Consider the following 18512-nt stretch of genomic DNA (forward strand, 5'->3'; position numbering starts at 1 on the left):
TGGCGATTTTCTGGGGGCAGCCTGGTCACAATGGTGGTCAGGCACAGCTGATTCTTCCCAAAATTCGGCCACGCAGGATCCGTGCCTCCGTCTGCTAAGGGGACAATCGCCCAATGGCCGTCCAGGACAATTTCGCGGGGCCACCACGCACCGCATTCTACAACGATCCGGTTATTCGAGGCATAATCTACCAGGTGGTCGTGGCCGGCCTCGTGGTCGCCTTCCTGGCATGGATTATCTTCAATACCGCACAGAACCTCGCCGCCCAGAATAAGTCGACCGGCTTCGGTTTCCTGTTCGAAACCTCGGGCTTCGGCATCAGTTTCTCGCTCATTCCATTCGACCGGTCCTCCTATTATTGGGAGGCCTTTGTCGTTGGGCTGCTCAACACGCTGCTGGTCGCCGTCATCGGCATCGTCTTCGCCACGATGCTGGGTTTTGTGCTTGGTGTTGCTCGACTGTCATCGAACTGGCTGATTGCCCGGTTCGCGACGGTCTATGTTGAGATCATCCGCAATGTGCCCCTGCTGCTGCAGCTCTTCTTCTGGTATTTCGCGGTCCTCAAGGCCATGCCCGCCGTGCGCGAATCCTTCGAGTTGCCGCTCAGCATTTTCGTCAATCAGCGGGGCATCATGGTGCCACGTCCCTTGCCTGACGCCGAGATCATCTGGGTGGCGTTGACTGCCGTCCTGGCTCTGGTGGCTGCGATCAGCATGGTGGTCTGGGCCACGCGGGTGCGCACGCTGACGGGTCACTATCCCCGCTATGTGGTGCTGGGCTCACGTTTTGCCTCAATGGTCGTCACCTTCTTACTCGGATACCTGGCTATCAGTCTTTTGGGTTCGGTCATCCCGGCGCTCGCGCTCGCACCGATTGTGCCGCTGATCGGCGCGCTGTTTCTGGCCGCTTTGACGCTGACGCCCTATGGTCTTTACGGTGGCGTCTTTACGGGATTTGCCCTCGCATGGGCTGTTGCCAATTTTCTCCTGGGTGGCATGTTCGGTTTCCTGCCGGAAGGTGTCATCGTCCTCGGTAGCGCGCTCGTCGCAGTGGGCTTTGCCTGGACCATGCTCTCGTCAGACCGCCGACCGGCGGCTACCGAAAGCAAGTTCCCATTGGCGCTTCCTGTCCTCATCGTCATCGCGGCTCCGGCCCTGGTTTATTGGCTGACCGGTGCATCGCTGGCGTTCGAGATTCCCGTGCTGGAGCGCTTCAACTTTGCTGGCGGACTGCAGCTTGTGCCCGAAATGGTGGCTCTGGTCGTCGGCCTGACCATCTATACGGCGGCCTTCATTGCCGAAAACGTTCGCAGCGGCATCCAGGCCGTCAGCAAGGGTCAGACCGAGGCGGCATCGTCACTGGGATTGCGCGAAGGGGACCGTCTGCGCCTGGTGGTCATCCCGCAGGCCATGCGGGTGATCATTCCCCCGCTCACCAGCCAATACCTGAACTTGACCAAGAACTCTTCTCTGGGCGCAGCCATCGGCTATCCCGAGCTGGTCAACGTCTTCATGGGCACGACACTCAACCAGACAGGCAGGGCCATCGAGGTGATTGCGATCACCATGCTTGTCTATCTGACCCTGTCGCTGACCACGTCGGCATTCATGAATTGGTACAATGCGCGCGTCGCGCTGGTCGAAAGATAGGAGACCGGACATGTCATTCTCCTTTGTTCGCGACCAGATGGTCGAAGCAGGTCCCGCTCCGTCCAATACGGCCGGGCCCATCGCCTGGGCACGACGGAACCTTTTTTCCACCCCTGCCGATGGTCTGCTGACCATTCTGGCCGTGGTGCTGCTGGTCTGGGCCATCCCGCCCATCTACAGTTTCGTTGCCCCCAATTTCCTGGGTGGCGATGCCGTGCCCCCCGGGGGCACGGTGGAAGAATGCCGGGTCGAAACCGCCGGCGCATGCTGGGCCTATATCTCGGCGCGCATGAGTTTCTTCATCTACGGCTTCTATCCGCCGGCGGAATACTGGCGTCCCAATATCGTCTTCGCATTGGGCGCCGTTCTGATTATCCCGCTGCTGATTCCAAAGGTGCCGTTCAAGCGCACCAATGCGATCCTGTTCTTCGTGGTCTACCCGGTTATTTGCTTCTACCTGCTCAATGGCGGCGTTTTGGGAATGCGCCCGGTGCCCACGGAACAGTGGGGCGGCCTTCTGGTCACCCTGATCATCTCGCTGGTCGGCATCATCTGCTCGATCCCGCTGGGCATTCTTCTGGCCCTCGGGCGGCAGTCGAAACTGCCGATCATCAAGACTCTGTGCATCATGTTCATCGAGCTCTGGCGCGCCGTGCCCCTGATCACGGTGCTGTTCATGGCGTCGGTCATGCTGCCGCTGTTCATGCCGCAGGGCATGACGGTCGACAAGCTTCTGCGGGCGCTTGTGGGCGTGACGCTGTTCTCGTCGGCCTATCTGGCCGAAGTGGTGCGTGGCGGGCTGCAGGCGCTTCCGCGCGGGCAGTATGAAGCAGCGTCCTCGCTGGGGCTGAGCTACTGGAAATCCATGTGGTTCATCATCCTGCCGCAGGCGCTCAAGCATGTCATTCCTGGCATCGTCAACAGCTTCATTGCACTGTTCAAGGACACCTCGCTGGTATCCATCGTGGGTATTTTCGATCTGCTCAATACGGTGCAGGCGGCAAGCTCCGACATTGAGTGGTCATCTCCAACGCAGGCGATGACCGGCTATCTCTTCGCCGGTCTTGTCTTCTGGGTCTTCTGTTTTGCCATGTCCCGCTATTCCATTTGGATGGAGCGGCGACTGGACACCGGGCATAAAGGGTAACGCCGATGAGCGATATTTCTTCTACAAGCGCCGCAGAGGGCGCCAACACCTCGAGCCAGATGAAGGTGTCCGACACCGACGTGGCGATTGATGTCATCGGCATGCACAAGTGGTATGGCGACTTTCATGTGCTGCGCGATATCGACCTCAAAGTCATGCGTGGCGAACGCATCGTCATTGCCGGCCCTTCGGGCTCCGGCAAGTCGACGCTAATCCGCTGTGTAAACCGACTTGAAGAGCATCAGCAGGGCCAGATCATCGTCAACGGCACCGAATTGACCGCCGACCTCAAGCGCATCGATGAGGTGCGCCGTGAGGTTGGCATGGTGTTTCAGCACTTCAACCTGTTCCCGCATTTGACCATCCTGCAGAACCTCACCCTGGCGCCGATCTGGGTTCGGGGTATTCCGCAGGCCGAGGCGGAAGCGACGGCGATGCACTACCTCGAACGGGTCAAGATCCCCGAGCAGGCCAACAAATATCCCGGCCAGCTTTCGGGGGGACAACAGCAGCGCGTGGCCATCGCTCGCTCGCTCTGCATGCAGCCACGCATCATGTTGTTCGACGAACCGACATCGGCGCTCGACCCCGAAATGGTTAAGGAAGTGCTCGAAGTCATGATCAGCCTGGCTCAGGATGGCATGACCATGATCTGCGTGACCCACGAAATGGGCTTTGCCCGCCAGGTCGCCAATCGCGTCATCTTCATGGACCAGGGACAGATCATCGAGCAGAACGAGCCCGAAGCGTTCTTTTCGAACCCGCAGCACGAACGCACCAAGCTGTTCCTCAGCCAGATCCTGCACTAATGTAGCGTTGGTCTAGGCATAAGTTTCTGCCGCTGCGCTCTTGGGCGTGCGAGGCAATTTATGGGGGTCATGCCGGGCTGCGGCTTGACCCCCCGGTCTTGCCTGCCAATATGGGTCAGGGGGAAAATGGAAGCCATATTGTTGTTCAAGTTGCTCAAGCGATTGCTGTTCGTGGCCGCCGCGGTGTTTGCCCTGGCCGGGCCGCCCGCCGCTGCACAGACCATCGAAGCCATGCGCGAGCGCGGCTTCCTCATTTGCGGCTCGAGCAACGCACTTGCGGGTTTTTCCCACCAGGACATCGATGGTCGCTGGTCCGGCTTCGATGTCGACCTTTGCCGCGCGCTTGCCGCCGTGGTTCTCGGCAATCCCGACCTTATCGAGTTCCGGTCCTATCGTGGGGAGGCCCGCTTCGCCCCGCTCGAAACCGGTGCGGTCGATGTGCTGGTGCGCAACGGCGCCTGGACCATGGGCCGGGACACGCGCTACGGTGCCAGGTTCGTAACGCCGGCCTTCTTCGATGGCCAAGCGATACTCGTGCCTCAATCGCTGGGCGTTGTGTCGGCCTATGAACTCGACGACGTCAGCATCTGTGTTACCGACGGTACTGGTGAACTCGAGGGGCTGGACGAATTCTTCTTCTCTAACCAGACCGGGTTCCGCAGCGTAGTCTATGAAGATGTGGCCGACCTCGCCACAGCCTATCGCGCCGGACTCTGCCAGGCGATCTCGGCCTCGGGCCGTCAATTGCAGGCCATTCGGCGCGAATTGCCTGAGCCCAACCTGCACCGCATCCTGCCCGAGCGTATATCCAAGGAAGTTCTCGGCCCGGTGGTACGCGACGGCGACGACCAATGGTTCAAGACCGTCCGCTGGACCATTTTCGCCCTGATCAATGCCGAGGAAGTGGGTGTTACCAGCCTGAATATCGACTCCCTCTCCGCTGCGCGAACGCCGGCTGTGCGGCGCATCCTGGGCATCGAAGGGGATTACGGTCTGAGTCTCGGGCTTCGTCCAACCTTTCTGGCAGATGCCATACGCGCGGTTGGAAACTATTCCGAACTATATGACCGTCATTTCGGCCCGCAGACGGGGGCAGCGATGCTGCGCGGGCAGAATGCCCTGTGGGGCAATGGCGGCCTGCTCTTCGCGCCGCCTATCCGCTAGATCGGTTACCCTGATCAGGCAAAATGCAGGCTGACCCTGCGATTCTGCTTGCCCTTCTTCTCGATCTTGCCGAGCGCCAGCCGCCCGACTTCACCTGTACTGGCGACATGGGTACCGCCACATGGTTGCAGGTCCACATCTCCGATGCGCACCAGCCGGACGCGGCCCTGGCCCATGGGCGGCTTGACCTTCATGGTCTTGATCAAGTCCGACTTGGCTTCCATTTCCGCGTCGGTGATCCATTCATTGGTCACGGCGTGATCGGCTTCGACCAAGTCGTTGAGCGCGGCCTCCAGTGTCCCGAGATTTTCAGGGATATCGGCCATGTCGAAGTCGAGCCGCCCCTTCGCCTCGCCAATGGACCCGCCGGTTACCGGAAACGGAAAGACTACCGAGAGCAGGTGCAAGGCGGTGTGCATCCGCATCAACTTGTAGCGCCGCTCCCAGTCGAGTTCGACCCGCACCATTTCACCCAGGCGGGGCAGGGACTGGCCCTCGGCCGGAAGGTGCAGGATCGTCGTCTTGTCGCCCTCGGGATGAATGGCGCTTAGCAGCACCAGCGAAGAATTGTCGGACAGGACCAGCTTTCCGGTATCGCCGGGTTGACCGCCCGATGTGGCGTAGAACACCGTCCGGTCGAGCACGATGCCACCCGCGGGCGTGATCGAGACGACGTTCGCTTGCGTTGACTGGAGATAGGCGTCGTCGCGGAACAGGAATTCAGTCATCTGGTCACTCACAAAACGGGGGACAACAGTCGGGCGGCCTGGGTCGCGAAGTAAAGGGGCCAGCGCCTTGTCTCGACCTCTGATAATCCGACCCGCCTGCAGGAATCAAAATCCTTGATCAACATGGCCTCGACGTCGGTGATGGTCGTCTCGTCGGTGAACCACATCGTGATCTCGAAATTGATGGAAAAGGATCGGTTGTCGAAGTTGACACTGCCAATGGTCGCCATCTGGTCGTCCATCAGCACCACCTTCTGGTGCAGGAACCCGTCGGTATAGCGATAGACCGCGATGTCATGTTGCACCATGGCATCCGCGTGCGCCATGCTCGCCAGCCACACAAGGGCATGGTCAGGATTGTCAGGCAGCACCAGCCGCACATCCACGCCTCGCAGCCGCGCCGCAAACAGGGCAGTGCGGATATCGGTATCGGGCACGAAATAGGGACTGACAATCCAGAGCCGTTCGCGAGCGCGCCCTATCAGGTCGGTAAAGGCAATGGCGCATTCTTCGAGCTTGTCTGCCGGTCCGCTGCCCATCACGAGCACCGAACTGTCGCCAAAGGTTTCCAGATCCGCTGGTGGTCTATTGGGCAGGCGCTCGCCCGTGGCCCATTCCCAGTCCTCGCGAAACAGCAGCGCGCAGCCCAGCGCGGCTGGCCCGGATACCCGCACATGCGTATCCCGCCAATGGCCCAGCTTAGGGTCTTCTCCGAGATACTCCACGCCCACATTGTGCCCGCCCACCCAGGCATGCTTGCCGTCAGCCACCACGATCTTGCGGTGATTGCGATAATTGATGCGCGTCGGGCCGAACAAGCGCAGGAATTTGTGGCGTTGATTGAAGCTCGAGACCTTGATGCCGGCCTCCCGCAACTCGCGGCGATAGCGCTTGGGCATGCCTGTGCTGCCGACATCGTCATAGAGCAGATAGACCGAGACCCCGTCCCTGGCCTTGGCGATCAGACGCTCGGCCAGTTCCCGACCCAGCCTGTCGTCGCGCACGATGTAGAACTGGACCAGCAGGTACTCTTCGGCCGCATCTATGCCGGCAAAGATAGAGTCAAAGGTCGCCTTGCCGTCGATAAGCAGTTCAACCTCGTTGCCCTTGAGGAAGGGCAGTTCCGAGACATGCACTTGCACCGGCCATTTGGCATCGGTCTCGCGGTCGATCAGGGCCAGGTCGCGGGCGCGGAGCGGTCGGTCGGCGCGCCCGTTCTGCATCCTGTCGGTGGCGTAATCGTCAAACAGCTTCCAGCCGAAGATGAGGTAGAGCAGCACGGTGGGGATGGGCAGCAGCAGCAGCGAGAGCAGCCAGGCGATCGACCCCTGGGACGTCCGCGAATTGAGGATTTCCCGCACCGCGCAGATGATCGCCAGCAGATAGACGCCGCCCATGATCAGCGCCACCAGGTGCATGTCTGCCACTATGGCGCGCAGGATGTCGTCTATGCCGAACACGTAAGGCCCTGATCCGATTGGAGCCGCACTTTATCAGGCAATGAGAGGGCGGCAATGCTTGACGGACGGAAGCGGAGGAATACTCTGCCTGGTAGTGGCATTGCGCAGCCTGCCGCTCGCGCCCGAAAGGGACGGTGAATGCGCGACTATAGGATTGGTTTGACCCACAAGCGCGGGCAGGCCGTCAGCAACGCGAGCACTGACCCATGGACTGTCCGCCTGAAAGGCTCAAACCATGCATAGCTTCATGGACGCAAAACTCATGGCCAAGCTGCTGCGGCAGGGACTGGCAGAGCGCAGCATCGTCGTGTCCCACAGCGATTGCCTCGAACTGGTGGCGCGCCAGTTTGGCGTCGCGAACTGGAATATTCTCAGCGCGCGGATTGATGCCGTCGCGGCCGAGATGACGCCATTGGTCATGCCCGAGGGATGGCGGGATCTGAGCCCATCGGGGGCCGACTACTTCAGAATGGGGCTGGATCCTGCGCACCCCAATTGTGCGATTATTGAGAGCACACCGCTGGCCAGCCTAGCATTGCGAGATGCGTTTGGCACCATGGCCCAGACCATCGACGCAACTCCCTATGCACGGGCCGCTGTGAGAGTGAGTTGCGAATTGAGCAGCGAAAATCTCGACGGTGCAGCAACAATGTGGCTGCGCATCGACGGGGCGAATGGCCAAATGCTGGCTTTTGAAAACCTGATGAACCGTCCCGGTGTCGTCCTGAAGGGCACCGAAGATTGGAAGGGTTTTGCCGTAACTCTGGATGTGCCAGAGGCCGCCGACAGTGTTGTCTTCGGGTTTCTGGTCAAAGGCCGCGGGGCCGGAAGGGCGAGAAATTTTACAGTGAACCGGTTAGAGTCCAGTGACAATCAGGGTGTCAGTTCGCGTCACCGCATGGATGGGCTCGTCAATCTGGGCTTCAGCGCCTGACATGGCTCATTCTGCTGCCGGGGCATTCCCGGCAGCTTATGCCTCAGGCGTCCTTTTCCATCACGCTCGAAATGTCGATCGGCGTGCGTCCCTCCATCCAGGGCGGCACCGGCAGGCTCTTGCCGCGCAGGAAATCGGGGTTGAAGATCTTGCTGGCATAGCGATTGCCATAGTCGCAAAGCACGGTGACGATGGTCTTGCCGGGCCCGAGGTCGCGCGCCATGCGCACCGCGCCGGCGATGTTGATGGCGCTGGAGCCGCCCAGGCACAGCCCCTCATGCTCGAGCAGGTCATAGATATAGGGCAGGGCCTCGGCATCGGAGATGCGATAGGGCATGTCCACCGACAGTCCCTCGAGATTGGCCGTGATGCGCCCCTGGCCGATCCCCTCGGTGATCGAGTCACCCGAGGATTTTAGCGCACCATGGGCATAATATTCATAGAGCGCCGCGCCTTCGGGGTCCGCCAGGCCAATCTTGACGTCGGCATTGCGCGACCGCAACGCCTCGGCAACGCCGGCCAGCGTGCCGCCCGACCCCACCGCACATATGAAGCCATCGATCCGGCCATTGGTCTGCTGCCAGATTTCCGGGCCGGTGGTTTCGACATGCGCACGACGGTTCGAGACATTGTCGAACTGGTTGGCCCAGACCGCACCATTGGGCAGTTCGGCATTGAGCTTTTCCGCCAGCCGCCCGGAGACCTTGATGTAATTGTTGGGGTTCTTGTAGGGCTTGGCCGGCACCTCGATCACCTCGGCGCCGTATAGGCGCAATGCGTCCTTCTTTTCCTGGCTCTGGGTCTCGGGGATCACGATCACCGATTTGAAACCCAAAGAATTGGCCACGAGAGTCAGCCCGATCCCGGTATTGCCGGCAGTCCCCTCGACAATGGTCCCGCCCGGCCTGAGTTTGCCTGATTTGACCGCGTCATGGATGATGAACAATGCCGCGCGATCCTTGACCGACTGGCCGGGATTGAGGAACTCCGCCTTGCCCCAAATTTCGCAGTCAGTCAGCGTCGAGACGCGATTGAGGCGGATCAGCGGCGTATTGCCGATGGCGGAGATAAGGTCTTCGTGCTTGGCCATGCTCAAACTTCTGTTGCTGTGGCGCGGGTATGCGCGGCGGTTCGACCACGACGAGAGGTGCAAAACCAGAAAGATCAGGTACTTATGGTAGGGGGGCGGCATGGCCCCCGCAAGCGCTAAGCACACAGATCGGCAGCGCTTTTCCCTGCGCGCGAGGCAGGCGCAAGGGGTGGTCGCGCCAGCGCGGCTCAGGAGAATAGTTTTGCGTCCTCAGAGCGCGTTTCCGGCCGCAGCAGGATCGGCAAAAACGTCCAGCGCCCGCTGGCGGCTGGTCTTGAGGTCGACAATGGGCTTGGGATAGGTCTCGTCTAGGCTGATGCCAGCCGCTTCGAGCATGCCTTCGGGTGCCTTGCCAGGTTGGTGGATAAACCGGTCCGGCAAGCCCCTAAGCTCCGGCACCCAGCGGCGAACATAGTTTCCTTCCTCGTCGAACCGTTCGCCTTGCGTTACCGGATTGAAGATGCGGAAATAGGGCGCGGCGTCGAGGCCGCAGCCGGCCACCCATTGCCAACCGGCGGGATTATTGGCCTCGTCGGCGTCGACTAGGCAATCCCAGAACCACGCCTCGCCCTCGCGCCAGTCGATGAGAAGGTTTTTGATCAGGAACGAGGCCACCAGCATGCGCACGCGATTGTGCATGTAGCCAGTCTCCCACAGCTCGCGCATGCCGGCGTCCACGATTGGGATGCCGGTCTGACCGGTCTGCCACGCCCGCAATTGTGCCGGAGCATGGCGCCACGCCAACGCCCTATACTTGCGCTGCATTGGCACCTTGGCGATGGCCTCGCGGTGATAGAGCTGGTGGTAGCTGAAATCCCGCCAGGCCAGCTCGGAGAGGAATTTATTGACGGCACCTGCCTTCTCCGGGTGGGCATATGAAAAGGCCTTGGCTGCATGCCACACCTGTCTGGCGCTGATCTCGCCAAAGCGCAGATGTGGCGAAAGACGCGACGTTACATCGCGCTTTGGATAATCGCGGCCCTGGGGATAGTCGGCAATGCTCTCTTCAAGAAAATGGTCAAGCCTTGACCGCGCCGCGTCTTCTCCAATGGTCCAGTGTCCAGCAATCTTTTGCGTCCACTGCGGAGCCTGATAGTCCGCGTCCACCGCTTGAAACGCCATCGGCCTGCCCCCCGGCGCCGGGATCGGACGGGCAATCTCCATGTCCCGCAGAGTCTTCCAGAAGGGCGTGAACACCGAATAGGGCTTGTTCTGGCCAGTCTGGATCAGCCATGGCTCCACCAGCAGATTGCCGGGATGTGAGCCAACTGCCACACCCTCGGCTCGAAATCGCGTTTTGATATCCGCATCCAGCGCGCGTTCGGCTGGCCCATAACGGCGGTTCCAATGCAGGGCGTCCGCTCGGGTGCCTTTCAGCGCCTCGGCAAGAACTGTTTGCGCCGCTCCGTTCTCTATCCTGAACTCGATGCCTATAGCTGCCAGAGCCGCGCCGATGCTGTTCAGGCTCTGGTTCAACCACCATCGCGCGGCCGCCCCGATGGGCCGCAATCCCTCATCGGTTTCATGCACATAGATGGCAACAACGCTGTCGCTGTCCTTGCAGGCGGTAGCAAACGCAGCATTGTCGGCCAGGCGCAGGTCATTGCGCAGCCAGACCAGGGTAGTAGACAAAGCGAACCTCCTCTTGCCCTCGCACTACGGCAGAGCAAGGAAAATGGTTCAGCCTATTCCATCAATTCGGCCAGTTCCTCGAGCGCCGCGCTCCAAGCTTCCATTGAGAATATGCGGGTCTGCGCGTCTGCATGAGGCAGGCCACGCTCGGTCAATGTGATGCTGGTGCTGTCATCGCCTATGGCCTTGAAGCTGATGTCGAGCACGAAGATGAGCTCGCCGGCTTCGTCTTCGGCCTTGTGGATCCAGGAAAGCACCAGTTTCTGGTCCTCGACGAAGGTCAGCACTTCGCCGCTGACTTCGTGGTCGCTCTCCTCGTCGTCCTCGGCAAAGGTCACAAACCGGTACTGACCGCCCTCGAAGGCGTCGAACTCGGCCTCGTCTGCCTCCCACTGCTCGATTAGCGCCGGATCGGTCCAGGCAGCAAATACGTCGGACACATGGGCGGCGATGGTCCGCGTCAGGGTGATCTGACTTTCATTGTCGAGGTCAGTGCCGTTGCTCATGCCAACGTCCTTTCGCGATGCAGTTCTGCGGTGCTGGGAAGAAAGATCGTGAGAATACCCAAAATGGGCAGAAAGGCGCAAATCTGGAACACAGCGATCATGCCGATCCAGTCGGCCATTGCGCCCATGACCGCGGCGCCGAGGGCGCCGATGCCAAAGGCAAAGCCGAACACGAACCCAGCGACCATGCCCACCTTGCCAGGCACCAGCTCCTGGGCATAGACCACCATGGCCGAGAAGGCGGAGGACAGCACCAGACCCACCATGATGCTCATCACGCAGGTCCAGAACAGGTCGAGATAGGGCAGGGCAAGGGTGAAGGGCAGGGCGCCGAGGATCGACACCCAGATCACCGCGAGGCGCCCATAGCGATCGCCCACCGGCCCGCCGATAAACGTGCCTGCGGCAACCGAACCAAGGAAGGCGAACAGATAATATTGCGCCTGCTGCGCCGTAAGCCCGAATTTTTCGATCAGGAAAAAGGCGTAATAGCTCTTGAGGCCTTCAATATAGATGAATTTGCTGAGCAGCAGCGCGCCGATCACCGCAAAGGCGATGATGAGGCGTCGCTGCGACAGCGTCGGCTTGCGGATTGTGACTGCCGGCCGCGCCGCCAGTTGCCGTTGATGGACCACGAACCAGCGGCCGACATGGGTCATCAGCACCAGGCCGAAACCGGCCACGATCAGAAACCAGAAGACGCTCGTCTGTCCCATGGGCAACAGGATCAGTGCCGCGGCGAGGGGGCCCAACGCCGTGCCGGCATTGCCACCCACCTGGAACAAGGATTGCGCCAGTCCGAACCGGCCACCCGAGGCCATGCGCGCCACCCGCGACGCCTCGGGATGAAACAGCGCCGATCCGGTACCCACCACCACGGCTGCCAGGAGCAGCATCCAGAACCCGCTGGCCGCCGCCAGCAGCGCCACGCCTATCGCCACGATCGCCATCGACAGCGCCAGCCAATAGGGCTTGGGCCGCAGATCGCCGGAAAGACCGAATACCGGTTGCAGCAGGCAGGCCGTGATCTGCTGGCCCAGAGTGAGCAGGCCGATCTGCAGATAGCTCAGGCCATAGGTTTCCTTGAACAGCGGATAAAGCGCTGGCAGCAGGAACTGCAGCAGGTCATTGAGCAGATGCGCCCCGCTCACGGCCAGGAGGATGGACAGGGCGGTGCGCTGCGCGTCCGGCGCAGGGGCGGCGGCAATGGTGGTCATGGAAAATCGCTTGGTGAACGGAGAAACGCCGTCCTACGCCACGGCAAAGGCGAGAGCAATCGCTCGTGCACAATATTTAGGCATTTCGGAGGGAAATGGCTCCGCGAGCTGGACTCGAACCAGCGACCATTCGATTAACAGTCGAACGCTCTACCAACTGAGCTATCGCGGAACATTTTCGTGCGCCCTCTCGGTGAAGGCGAGGTCCGTGTAACCAAACTGATCCGGTTTGCCAAGCCCCCAATGACGCGACATGTGAATAAGTTGTCACGGCGCCTCGTCGCGGGCCCGTCGCGTGAGGCTGACTAGGTCATCCAATGTATTGAGATTGGCAAAGGGGTCCTCGTCATGCGTGTCGGCCCAGTCAACCAATGGTGCGCCCAGCGTCCGCAACAGGCCTTTGGGGCTGGAGTGCCTGCCGCCATTCGCGGCCAGCCGTGGTAGGTCGGCAAGGGCCGAAAGGCACCATGCGGCATTCGTCGGGTACCCATTGCCCCGCCACCCGGCCTGTGCGGCGCTGTGAACCCCACCCATCGCGCTGACCAGACGCGACACATAATCGAGCGGCAGGAAGGGTGTGTCCACCGCCACGGACACAACGACTGTGTCCGGCTCTGCCTTGCCAGCCAGATGGCGGGCAGCAGCCGCAATTCCGGCCAGCGGCCCGGCCAAGTCTATATCCAGATCCGGGAGGGCGACGCCATGTTGGCCGATGCCTTGTCTCTCGCCACGGGTCGAAATCAACAGCGGTGGTGCGATCATCTCAAGCCGTCCCGCCACGCGCGCCAGCAAGGATTCTCCGCCCACCCGCAAGTCGGCCTTGCGCACCAGCCCCAGCCGGTTCCCCGAGCCGCCGGCCAGGACCAGCCCGACGATCTTCACGCCCGCTTGCCCCGGCGCAGCAGGAGGAGCAGTGCGATACCCCCCACCAGCCCCCAGAATGGCGCACCAACGCCGATGATGGTGATGCCCGACGCCGTGGCGACAAAGGTCAGGATGGCCGGCAGGCGCGTGTCTTCGTCAGCAAGGGCAGCGGCCAGTGCCGCGGCCAGACTTGAGAACAGCGCCAGTCCGGCGACTGCCTGGATCAGCAGCGGCGGCGAGGCCGCAATGAAGGCCGCCGCCAGGCTCGCAGTCAGTCCGAATAGGATATAGGTGAATCCGGCGGCGACCGGTGCCGGCCAGCGCCGGCCCCGGTCGGGATGGGCCTCGGGCCCGGCGCAGATGGCCGCAGTAATGGCCGCAAGATTGCTCGCCGGACCGCCAAAGGCCGCACTTGCGCCGCTGGCAAGGCCAGTCATCACAAAGATTGGTGCCGGCCGCAATGAATAGCCATTGCTCTTCATCACCGCGATGCCCGGCAGGTTCTGCGAGGCCATGGTGACAATGTAGAGCGGCAGGGCGATGCGGATTATGGTGTCGAGCGAGAATTTCGGCATGACCGGGACCAGCATCGGCCAGGCCCCGTCAAAGGTGTTTGGTGGCAGGTGAGTAGTGGTTGCCAGCACTACGGCGGTGGTCATCACCGCCAGGGGCACGGCATAGCGGCGGGCGAAACGCAGCGCCAGTGCCCAGACGCAGAGGATTGGCAATGTGTGCCAGGGCATTTCCCCGACGGCAGTGATCGGCGCCACGCACAATGTGAGCAGCATGCCGGCCAGCATGGCATTGGCGATGACAGCGGGAATCGCGGATATGGCCCTGCCCAATGGGGCGATCAACCCTGTCAGAACGATCAATCCAGCGCAGACCAGAAAGGCGCCCGCCACCTCTGCAAAGCCGCCCGGCGGTTCCCCCACTGTGAGCAGGAACGCAACGCCCGGCGTGGTCCAGGCAAAACTCACCGGGGTCCTGGTCCGCCAGGCAACGACCATGTTGAGTAGGCCAATAGCGAGGCAGATCGAGAGCAGGCCCGAGCCGGCCTGTTGCGGCGTGGCGCCAGCAGCAGCTAGTGCCGCCAGTACCAGTGTAAATGTGCTGGCCGAGCCGACCACGGCGGCAAGCACACCGGCCATAACGGGTTGAATAAAATCCCGGTGAAATGGGGCACTGGCGTCTGCGGACATGGCGATTCCCGATTGAGCGTTGCTGGAAGCTAGTCGCTGCAGTCGATCTGCGCTACCGCACTTTGCGTGGACGAAACACCGCTGTTAGCCGCGCTTGCCCGAAGGGCTGGGACGCTTGAGCTGGTCCGTCAGGGCCAGGAGAACCACCATATGCAACCGTTCGGGCGTCGAGGGCGGCTTGAGGCATTTCACCCGGGAGGAAACGGTATAACGCGCGCCGTCCCGTTCGCCGGTCGCGGTGTAGACCAGGTACTTGCTAGCCTCGTCATAATAGGCCGAGGTCACCTTGAACTGCATTTTTGGTCCGTACTTCAGGAGCGCAATGTGGGTCATGTCATATGAGTCAGCCTGTCGCGCCCACGACACCGCCAAAAGCGCTTTTCAGAAAATTCACAGCCTGGCAATCAACCTATTGCATAAGCGATTGCCGTCCAATAGGAACTGGCGCCCAGAGGCCGCGTGGCGGAGTGGTTACGCAGCGGATTGCAAATCCGTGTATTCCGGTTCGATTCCGGACGCGGCCTCCATTCCCTTTCTTTATTCATTGTGTCCCCTCGGGTGGTGTCCATTTTATGGGAACCCTCGGCGCCTTCGCCCGTTATTTAATGATCGGAACGCGATTGAAACATATCGAAGACCGACAAGAGAACTCCCACGGCGAATAGCTTTGGGGGTTCTTTTGTTTGTGCTGTGATGGAACAACCCGTCGTTGGCTGCAGTTGCTTTCGAGTATGCCCAATTCAGAAAGAGCCCCATGAAGCCGCAAAAATCGACACCGGCACCGCTCGAAACCGATCATGGCGAGCAGCAGGACGACAATATCGACGAATTCGGCCATCGCCCTGACGGAACCGAACAGGACCAACCCATCAGCCCCGGCCCTAAATCCGACGCCCCGGCCGAAACTGAGGATAACCCTGATCGGTGAACCGATAGCGGGGTAAAATTGTCGCGGTTCGCGACTGGGTGTTGCCTTGGATACGCCCTTGGGCATATTCACGTCCAGCATATGCCCATTTCCGGCTTACACACGTGCACATCGCCGATTACTCGTCCGCCCGCAAGGCGATGGTGTACGATTAGATACACACCAGTTCGGTAACCGATCCGGCATTGCTCGCGGTTTTCCGAACTGTTCCCCGCGAACTCTTCGTTCCGGCAGATCGGCGGGAGCTGGCCTATAGCGATGCGGCCCACCCATTGGGTAAGGGCCGGTTTCTACCTGCGCCCGCGGTCTTCGGGCGTCTCGTGCAACTGGCTGAGATCGCCGATACCGACCGGGTGCTCGAATGCGCACCTGGGAGCGGGTATTCGATCGCCATTCTCGCAGGCCTGGCGCGGGAAGTGCTTGGCCTTGAATCTGACGCGGACATGGCGGCGCTTGCGCAATCCAACCTCGCAGCTCTAGCGATCAGCAACGCCACTATCGTCAACGCGGATTTCCGGACACGCGATCTCAACACATTCGATGTCATTATCATCGAAGGGGCCGTCGACCAGGTTCCGCCCGAACTGCTGGAAATTCTTTCCGTGGGTGGGCGGCTGGTCTGTCTGGTACGCCGGGGACCGGTGGGCGTTGCCACTGTCCATATCCGAAAGCCGGAGGGTGTCGTCACACATACTTCGTTCAATGCAACATTGCCGCCGCTCACCCTGGCCCCGGCTCCGGAGATTTTTGTGTTCTAGACAGGTGTTGCGTTCTGGTCACGTCTGACCATGACGATGAGATTAAAGTTTGTTAGGGATTGCCCGGGCCGGTTGTGTACCCCATCTGCCGGGCATTAGAGTGCCGGGGTCTGGAGGCTGGTCTATGATGTATCGCGGAGTTCTCAGAGCAAGTGCGCTTGCCCTGCTGGTGGCATCCTCTGCCGGCGCAGCCTACGCCCAGTCGATTACTCAGGCCCTGACGGCGGCCTATAATCATGCCCCCGATCTGCAATCGGCTTTGCTGAATGCCAAGGCATCGGCGGAGAATATCGTGCAGGCCAAGTCCGCCGCGCTCCCCACTATCAGCGCCTCCATTGGCGGCAGCACGGGCTCCAGCCTTGTCGGCGGCAATTGGAACCCCAGTTCCTCGCTGACCACCGGGCTCTCCTACAACCAGACTATTTACGACAACAACCGCACCGCCGCGCAGGTCGAGGCCGCTCGCGCCGCTGCCGAAGTTGCCGAATACCAGATTCGTAATGCCGAGCAGAATGTGCTCCTTCAGGTCGTTCAGGCCTATATGCAGGTCCTGAGCGGACGCGAGTTGCTCGCCCTCCGCCAGGAAAATGTCAGCTTCTTCCGGGCTCAGTTGCAGTCAGCCCGGGACCGGCTCGACGTGGGCGAGGGCACGCGCATCGATGTCGCCCAGTCGCAGGCACGTCTCGCTCAGGGGCAGTCCGCGCTGCAAGCCGCGATCGGCAGCCTGCGTTCCGCCGAGGCATCCTTCCAGCGTTTTGTCGGCCAGGCTCCACAAGGTCTGTCGACCGGCCACAATTATGCGAACCTGCTTCCAGGCTCGATCGACTCTGCCATCGCCGAAGCAGAAATGGGCCATCCGGCCATCCTGCTTTCCAAGGCGTCCATCCGGGCGGCTCAGGCGGGAAGCGACGCGGCACAGGCAGCGCTGTTTGGCGCAACGGCCAGTGTCTCCGGCCAGGTGTCATCGCGCTGGAGCGGTCCGTCGGGCGGCCCCACGGACGGCATTAGCGGAACGCTCGGGTTCCAGATCAGCATTCCCATCTATTCAGGTGGCCGCATGGGCTCGGGCGTCCGCCAGGCCAATCTTAACCAGATCAAGTCCGAGGTGGACGCCATGTCCGCCTATGACCAGATCCGCGAAGCCGTGATTGCGGCATGGACAGGTATCCAGAGCGCCGACGCACAAATCAGCGCCGCCCAGGCTGCTGTGTCGTCCAGCAATACTGTCCTCGACGGAGTCATCCAGGAGCGCGATCTCGGCACCGCGACCACGCTCGATGTCCTCAATGCCCAGGCCGACCTCACCAGCGCCCGCGAAACCTTGATCAACGCCACAAGTGGCAAGACCATCGCCACCTTCTCGCTTCTGAGCGCGATGGGGCGTCTCACCGCCCGTGATCTGGGTCTTCCGGTCGAGATGAAGACAGCGGTACCCTATACGCAGGCGGTCGAAGATGTCTGGCAGGAATTACGCACGGTCGTCGAGTGACCGCCAAAATCCTAAATCTTGTGGCCGGGCTCGCCCCGGCCACAACTTTTCGTGGAAGACCTCAAGTTCAGGGCTTGGGATGATTCCTAATTCCGCCCTGTGCGTCTAAGCTGTTCCTCACGAATCAGGCAGGGTAGCTGCGGATACCCTTCCCAATCGGGCGCATGAGTAAGAGGCACTGATGAACAAGCCGGCACCCAAAGAACCGTCCATGGACGAGATTCTTTCGTCCATAAGACAGATCATCGCCGACGATGATGCTGCCGGGGCGCCGCGCCGGCCCTCTGCCCAGTCCGCTCCTGCACCTATGCAGGCTGCGCCTGCTCGCCCGCTGGGCGAGCAGGATGATCGCGATCTCAGCGACATGCTGGACGATATCGAGCCTCTGGCCCTGTCTCCTTCGCAGATCGTCGAAGAGGGCGACGATGTCGAGGGCTTCAGCTTCGACTCCATCCTGGCCGATACCGAGGCGCCCGAAGCCGATGGTCCCGGCCTAGTTGAGGCCGAAGACGTTACGTTTGATGTCGACGACGATCTTCCAAACTTCGATCCTGCTCCAGCGCGCGAAGGCGTTGCGCAGGCAAGGCCGGAGCCGGAGCCGGAATCAGATCCGATGTTCATGGCCATGGCGGAGCCCGAGCCTGAGCCGGCGCCTGGCATGAGTGCCGCCGGCGCGGCGTCATTGCCTGACCCGACCCTGACCGCCGAGATGGCCGATCAGCTGCTCGAACCGGCGACCCGCGCGGCTGTACGCGGCTCCATCGGCAAACTATCCGCGCTCGGCATCGGCAATCCAAGCCTCACCATCGAGGCCATGATGCGCGACCTGCTGCGTCCCATGCTCAAGGAATGGCTCGACGAGAACCTGCCATCCGTGGTCGAACGCATGGTGGAAAAGGAAATCTCCCGCGTTTCGCGCGGAGAATGACCCTGCG

General features: G+C 61.2%; 18 protein-coding genes and 2 tRNA genes. 10 read left to right on the plus strand and 10 right to left on the minus strand.

Annotated features, from left to right (window positions below; translation table 11 throughout):
• Positions 1 to 113: 113 nt before the first annotated feature.
• From ACXYMS_RS11225 to ACXYMS_RS11240, 4 genes are all read left to right on the plus strand, one after another.
• Complete coding sequence (locus ACXYMS_RS11225; protein WP_458906339.1) at positions 114 to 1649, plus strand: amino acid ABC transporter permease; 1536 nt, start codon at positions 114 to 116, stop codon at positions 1647 to 1649.
• Between the two features lie 10 nt (positions 1650 to 1659).
• Positions 1660 to 2796, plus strand: coding sequence for an amino acid ABC transporter permease (locus ACXYMS_RS11230; protein ID WP_458906341.1), 1137 nt, complete (start codon positions 1660 to 1662; stop codon positions 2794 to 2796).
• Positions 2797 to 2801: 5 nt separating this feature from the next.
• Positions 2802 to 3605 (plus strand): amino acid ABC transporter ATP-binding protein, encoded by an 804-nt coding sequence (locus tag ACXYMS_RS11235; protein WP_458906343.1) that lies wholly within the window; start codon positions 2802 to 2804, stop codon positions 3603 to 3605.
• Between the two features lie 138 nt (positions 3606 to 3743).
• Positions 3744 to 4769 carry a transporter substrate-binding domain-containing protein gene (locus tag ACXYMS_RS11240; RefSeq protein ID WP_458906345.1) on the plus strand — a complete coding sequence of 342 codons (1026 nt, stop codon included), beginning with the start codon at positions 3744 to 3746 and terminating at the stop codon, positions 4767 to 4769.
• 14 nt (positions 4770 to 4783) lie between these two features.
• Here the strand turns inward: ACXYMS_RS11240 and ACXYMS_RS11245 are convergent, their stop codons facing one another.
• Positions 4784 to 5497 carry an alanyl-tRNA editing protein gene (locus ACXYMS_RS11245; RefSeq protein ID WP_458906347.1) on the minus strand — a complete coding sequence of 238 codons (714 nt, stop codon included), beginning with the start codon at positions 5495 to 5497 and terminating at the stop codon, positions 4784 to 4786.
• Positions 5498 to 5505: 8 nt separating this feature from the next.
• On the minus strand, positions 5506 to 6957 hold the full coding sequence (gene cls / locus ACXYMS_RS11250; RefSeq protein WP_458906348.1) for a cardiolipin synthase: 1452 nt from the start codon (positions 6955 to 6957) through the stop codon (positions 5506 to 5508).
• Positions 6958 to 7219: 262 nt separating this feature from the next.
• Here cls and ACXYMS_RS11255 point away from each other — a divergent pair, with 262 nt between their 5' ends.
• Positions 7220 to 7891 (plus strand): glyoxalase superfamily protein, encoded by a 672-nt coding sequence (locus ACXYMS_RS11255; RefSeq protein ID WP_458906349.1) that lies wholly within the window; start codon positions 7220 to 7222, stop codon positions 7889 to 7891.
• Positions 7892 to 7934: 43 nt separating this feature from the next.
• Here the strand turns inward: ACXYMS_RS11255 and ACXYMS_RS11260 are convergent, their stop codons facing one another.
• From ACXYMS_RS11260 to ACXYMS_RS11295, 8 genes are all read right to left on the minus strand, one after another.
• The gene (locus ACXYMS_RS11260; RefSeq protein ID WP_458906351.1) at positions 7935 to 8981 is read right to left on the minus strand and encodes a cysteine synthase A; all 1047 of its coding nucleotides are present in this window, start codon (positions 8979 to 8981) and stop codon (positions 7935 to 7937) included.
• A gap of 210 nt (positions 8982 to 9191) precedes the next feature.
• The gene (locus ACXYMS_RS11265; protein ID WP_458906352.1) at positions 9192 to 10613 is read right to left on the minus strand and encodes a cryptochrome/photolyase family protein; all 1422 of its coding nucleotides are present in this window, start codon (positions 10611 to 10613) and stop codon (positions 9192 to 9194) included.
• Positions 10614 to 10666: 53 nt separating this feature from the next.
• Positions 10667 to 11119 carry an SRPBCC family protein gene (locus ACXYMS_RS11270; protein WP_458906353.1) on the minus strand — a complete coding sequence of 151 codons (453 nt, stop codon included), beginning with the start codon at positions 11117 to 11119 and terminating at the stop codon, positions 10667 to 10669.
• Positions 11116 to 12336 (minus strand): MFS transporter, encoded by a 1221-nt coding sequence (locus ACXYMS_RS11275; RefSeq protein WP_458906355.1) that lies wholly within the window; start codon positions 12334 to 12336, stop codon positions 11116 to 11118. The genes ACXYMS_RS11270 and ACXYMS_RS11275 overlap by 4 nt, the downstream gene beginning before the upstream one ends.
• Before the next feature lie 96 nt (positions 12337 to 12432).
• Positions 12433 to 12508: transfer RNA gene (locus ACXYMS_RS11280), tRNA-Asn, on the minus strand.
• A 95-nt stretch (positions 12509 to 12603) separates the two neighbouring features.
• Positions 12604 to 13218, minus strand: coding sequence for a molybdenum cofactor guanylyltransferase (mobA, locus tag ACXYMS_RS11285; RefSeq protein WP_458906357.1), 615 nt, complete (start codon positions 13216 to 13218; stop codon positions 12604 to 12606).
• Positions 13215 to 14402 (minus strand): benzoate/H(+) symporter BenE family transporter, encoded by a 1188-nt coding sequence (locus ACXYMS_RS11290; RefSeq protein ID WP_458906358.1) that lies wholly within the window; start codon positions 14400 to 14402, stop codon positions 13215 to 13217. Before ACXYMS_RS11290 ends, mobA begins: the two co-directional genes overlap by 4 nt.
• A gap of 84 nt (positions 14403 to 14486) precedes the next feature.
• Positions 14487 to 14699 carry a hypothetical protein gene (locus ACXYMS_RS11295; RefSeq protein WP_458906360.1) on the minus strand — a complete coding sequence of 71 codons (213 nt, stop codon included), beginning with the start codon at positions 14697 to 14699 and terminating at the stop codon, positions 14487 to 14489.
• Between the two features lie 156 nt (positions 14700 to 14855).
• Here ACXYMS_RS11295 and ACXYMS_RS11300 point away from each other — a divergent pair.
• The 5 genes from ACXYMS_RS11300 (at position 14856) to ACXYMS_RS11320 (ending at position 18505) form a co-directional block, all read left to right on the plus strand.
• Positions 14856 to 14929 (plus strand) — tRNA-Cys (locus ACXYMS_RS11300).
• Between the two features lie 227 nt (positions 14930 to 15156).
• Positions 15157 to 15330, plus strand: a complete 174-nt coding sequence (locus ACXYMS_RS11305; RefSeq protein ID WP_458906362.1) for a hypothetical protein — start codon at positions 15157 to 15159, stop codon at positions 15328 to 15330.
• Between the two features lie 155 nt (positions 15331 to 15485).
• Entirely contained in the window at positions 15486 to 16088 is a 603-nt protein-coding gene (locus ACXYMS_RS11310) for a protein-L-isoaspartate O-methyltransferase family protein (RefSeq protein WP_458907003.1), read from the plus strand.
• Between the two features lie 124 nt (positions 16089 to 16212).
• Positions 16213 to 17577 (plus strand): TolC family outer membrane protein, encoded by a 1365-nt coding sequence (locus tag ACXYMS_RS11315; RefSeq protein ID WP_458906364.1) that lies wholly within the window; start codon positions 16213 to 16215, stop codon positions 17575 to 17577.
• A 181-nt stretch (positions 17578 to 17758) separates the two neighbouring features.
• A complete protein-coding gene (locus ACXYMS_RS11320) occupies positions 17759 to 18505 on the plus strand; it encodes a DUF2497 domain-containing protein (RefSeq protein ID WP_458906366.1) in 747 nt (248 codons plus the stop codon).
• Positions 18506 to 18512: the final 7 nt, after the last annotated feature.

The organism is Devosia sp. CAU 1758 (genome assembly GCF_054482695.1).

Coding starts and splice junctions, on each gene's coding strand:
- ACXYMS_RS11305 (WP_458906362.1), top strand. CDS start 15,157: ATGAAGCCGCAAAAATCGACACCGGCACCGCTCGAAACCGATCATGGC.
- ACXYMS_RS11235 (WP_458906343.1), top strand. CDS start 2,802: ATGAGCGATATTTCTTCTACAAGCGCCGCAGAGGGCGCCAACACCTCG.
- ACXYMS_RS11270 (WP_458906353.1), bottom strand. CDS start 11,119: ATGAGCAACGGCACTGACCTCGACAATGAAAGTCAGATCACCCTGACG.
- ACXYMS_RS11225 (WP_458906339.1), top strand. CDS start 114: ATGGCCGTCCAGGACAATTTCGCGGGGCCACCACGCACCGCATTCTAC.
- ACXYMS_RS11230 (WP_458906341.1), top strand. CDS start 1,660: ATGTCATTCTCCTTTGTTCGCGACCAGATGGTCGAAGCAGGTCCCGCT.
- ACXYMS_RS11295 (WP_458906360.1), bottom strand. CDS start 14,699: ATGCAGTTCAAGGTGACCTCGGCCTATTATGACGAGGCTAGCAAGTAC.
- ACXYMS_RS11315 (WP_458906364.1), top strand. CDS start 16,213: ATGATGTATCGCGGAGTTCTCAGAGCAAGTGCGCTTGCCCTGCTGGTG.
- ACXYMS_RS11290 (WP_458906358.1), bottom strand. CDS start 14,402: ATGTCCGCAGACGCCAGTGCCCCATTTCACCGGGATTTTATTCAACCC.
- ACXYMS_RS11275 (WP_458906355.1), bottom strand. CDS start 12,336: ATGACCACCATTGCCGCCGCCCCTGCGCCGGACGCGCAGCGCACCGCC.
- ACXYMS_RS11260 (WP_458906351.1), bottom strand. CDS start 8,981: ATGGCCAAGCACGAAGACCTTATCTCCGCCATCGGCAATACGCCGCTG.
- ACXYMS_RS11255 (WP_458906349.1), top strand. CDS start 7,220: ATGGCCAAGCTGCTGCGGCAGGGACTGGCAGAGCGCAGCATCGTCGTG.
- ACXYMS_RS11320 (WP_458906366.1), top strand. CDS start 17,759: ATGAACAAGCCGGCACCCAAAGAACCGTCCATGGACGAGATTCTTTCG.
- ACXYMS_RS11245 (WP_458906347.1), bottom strand. CDS start 5,497: ATGACTGAATTCCTGTTCCGCGACGACGCCTATCTCCAGTCAACGCAA.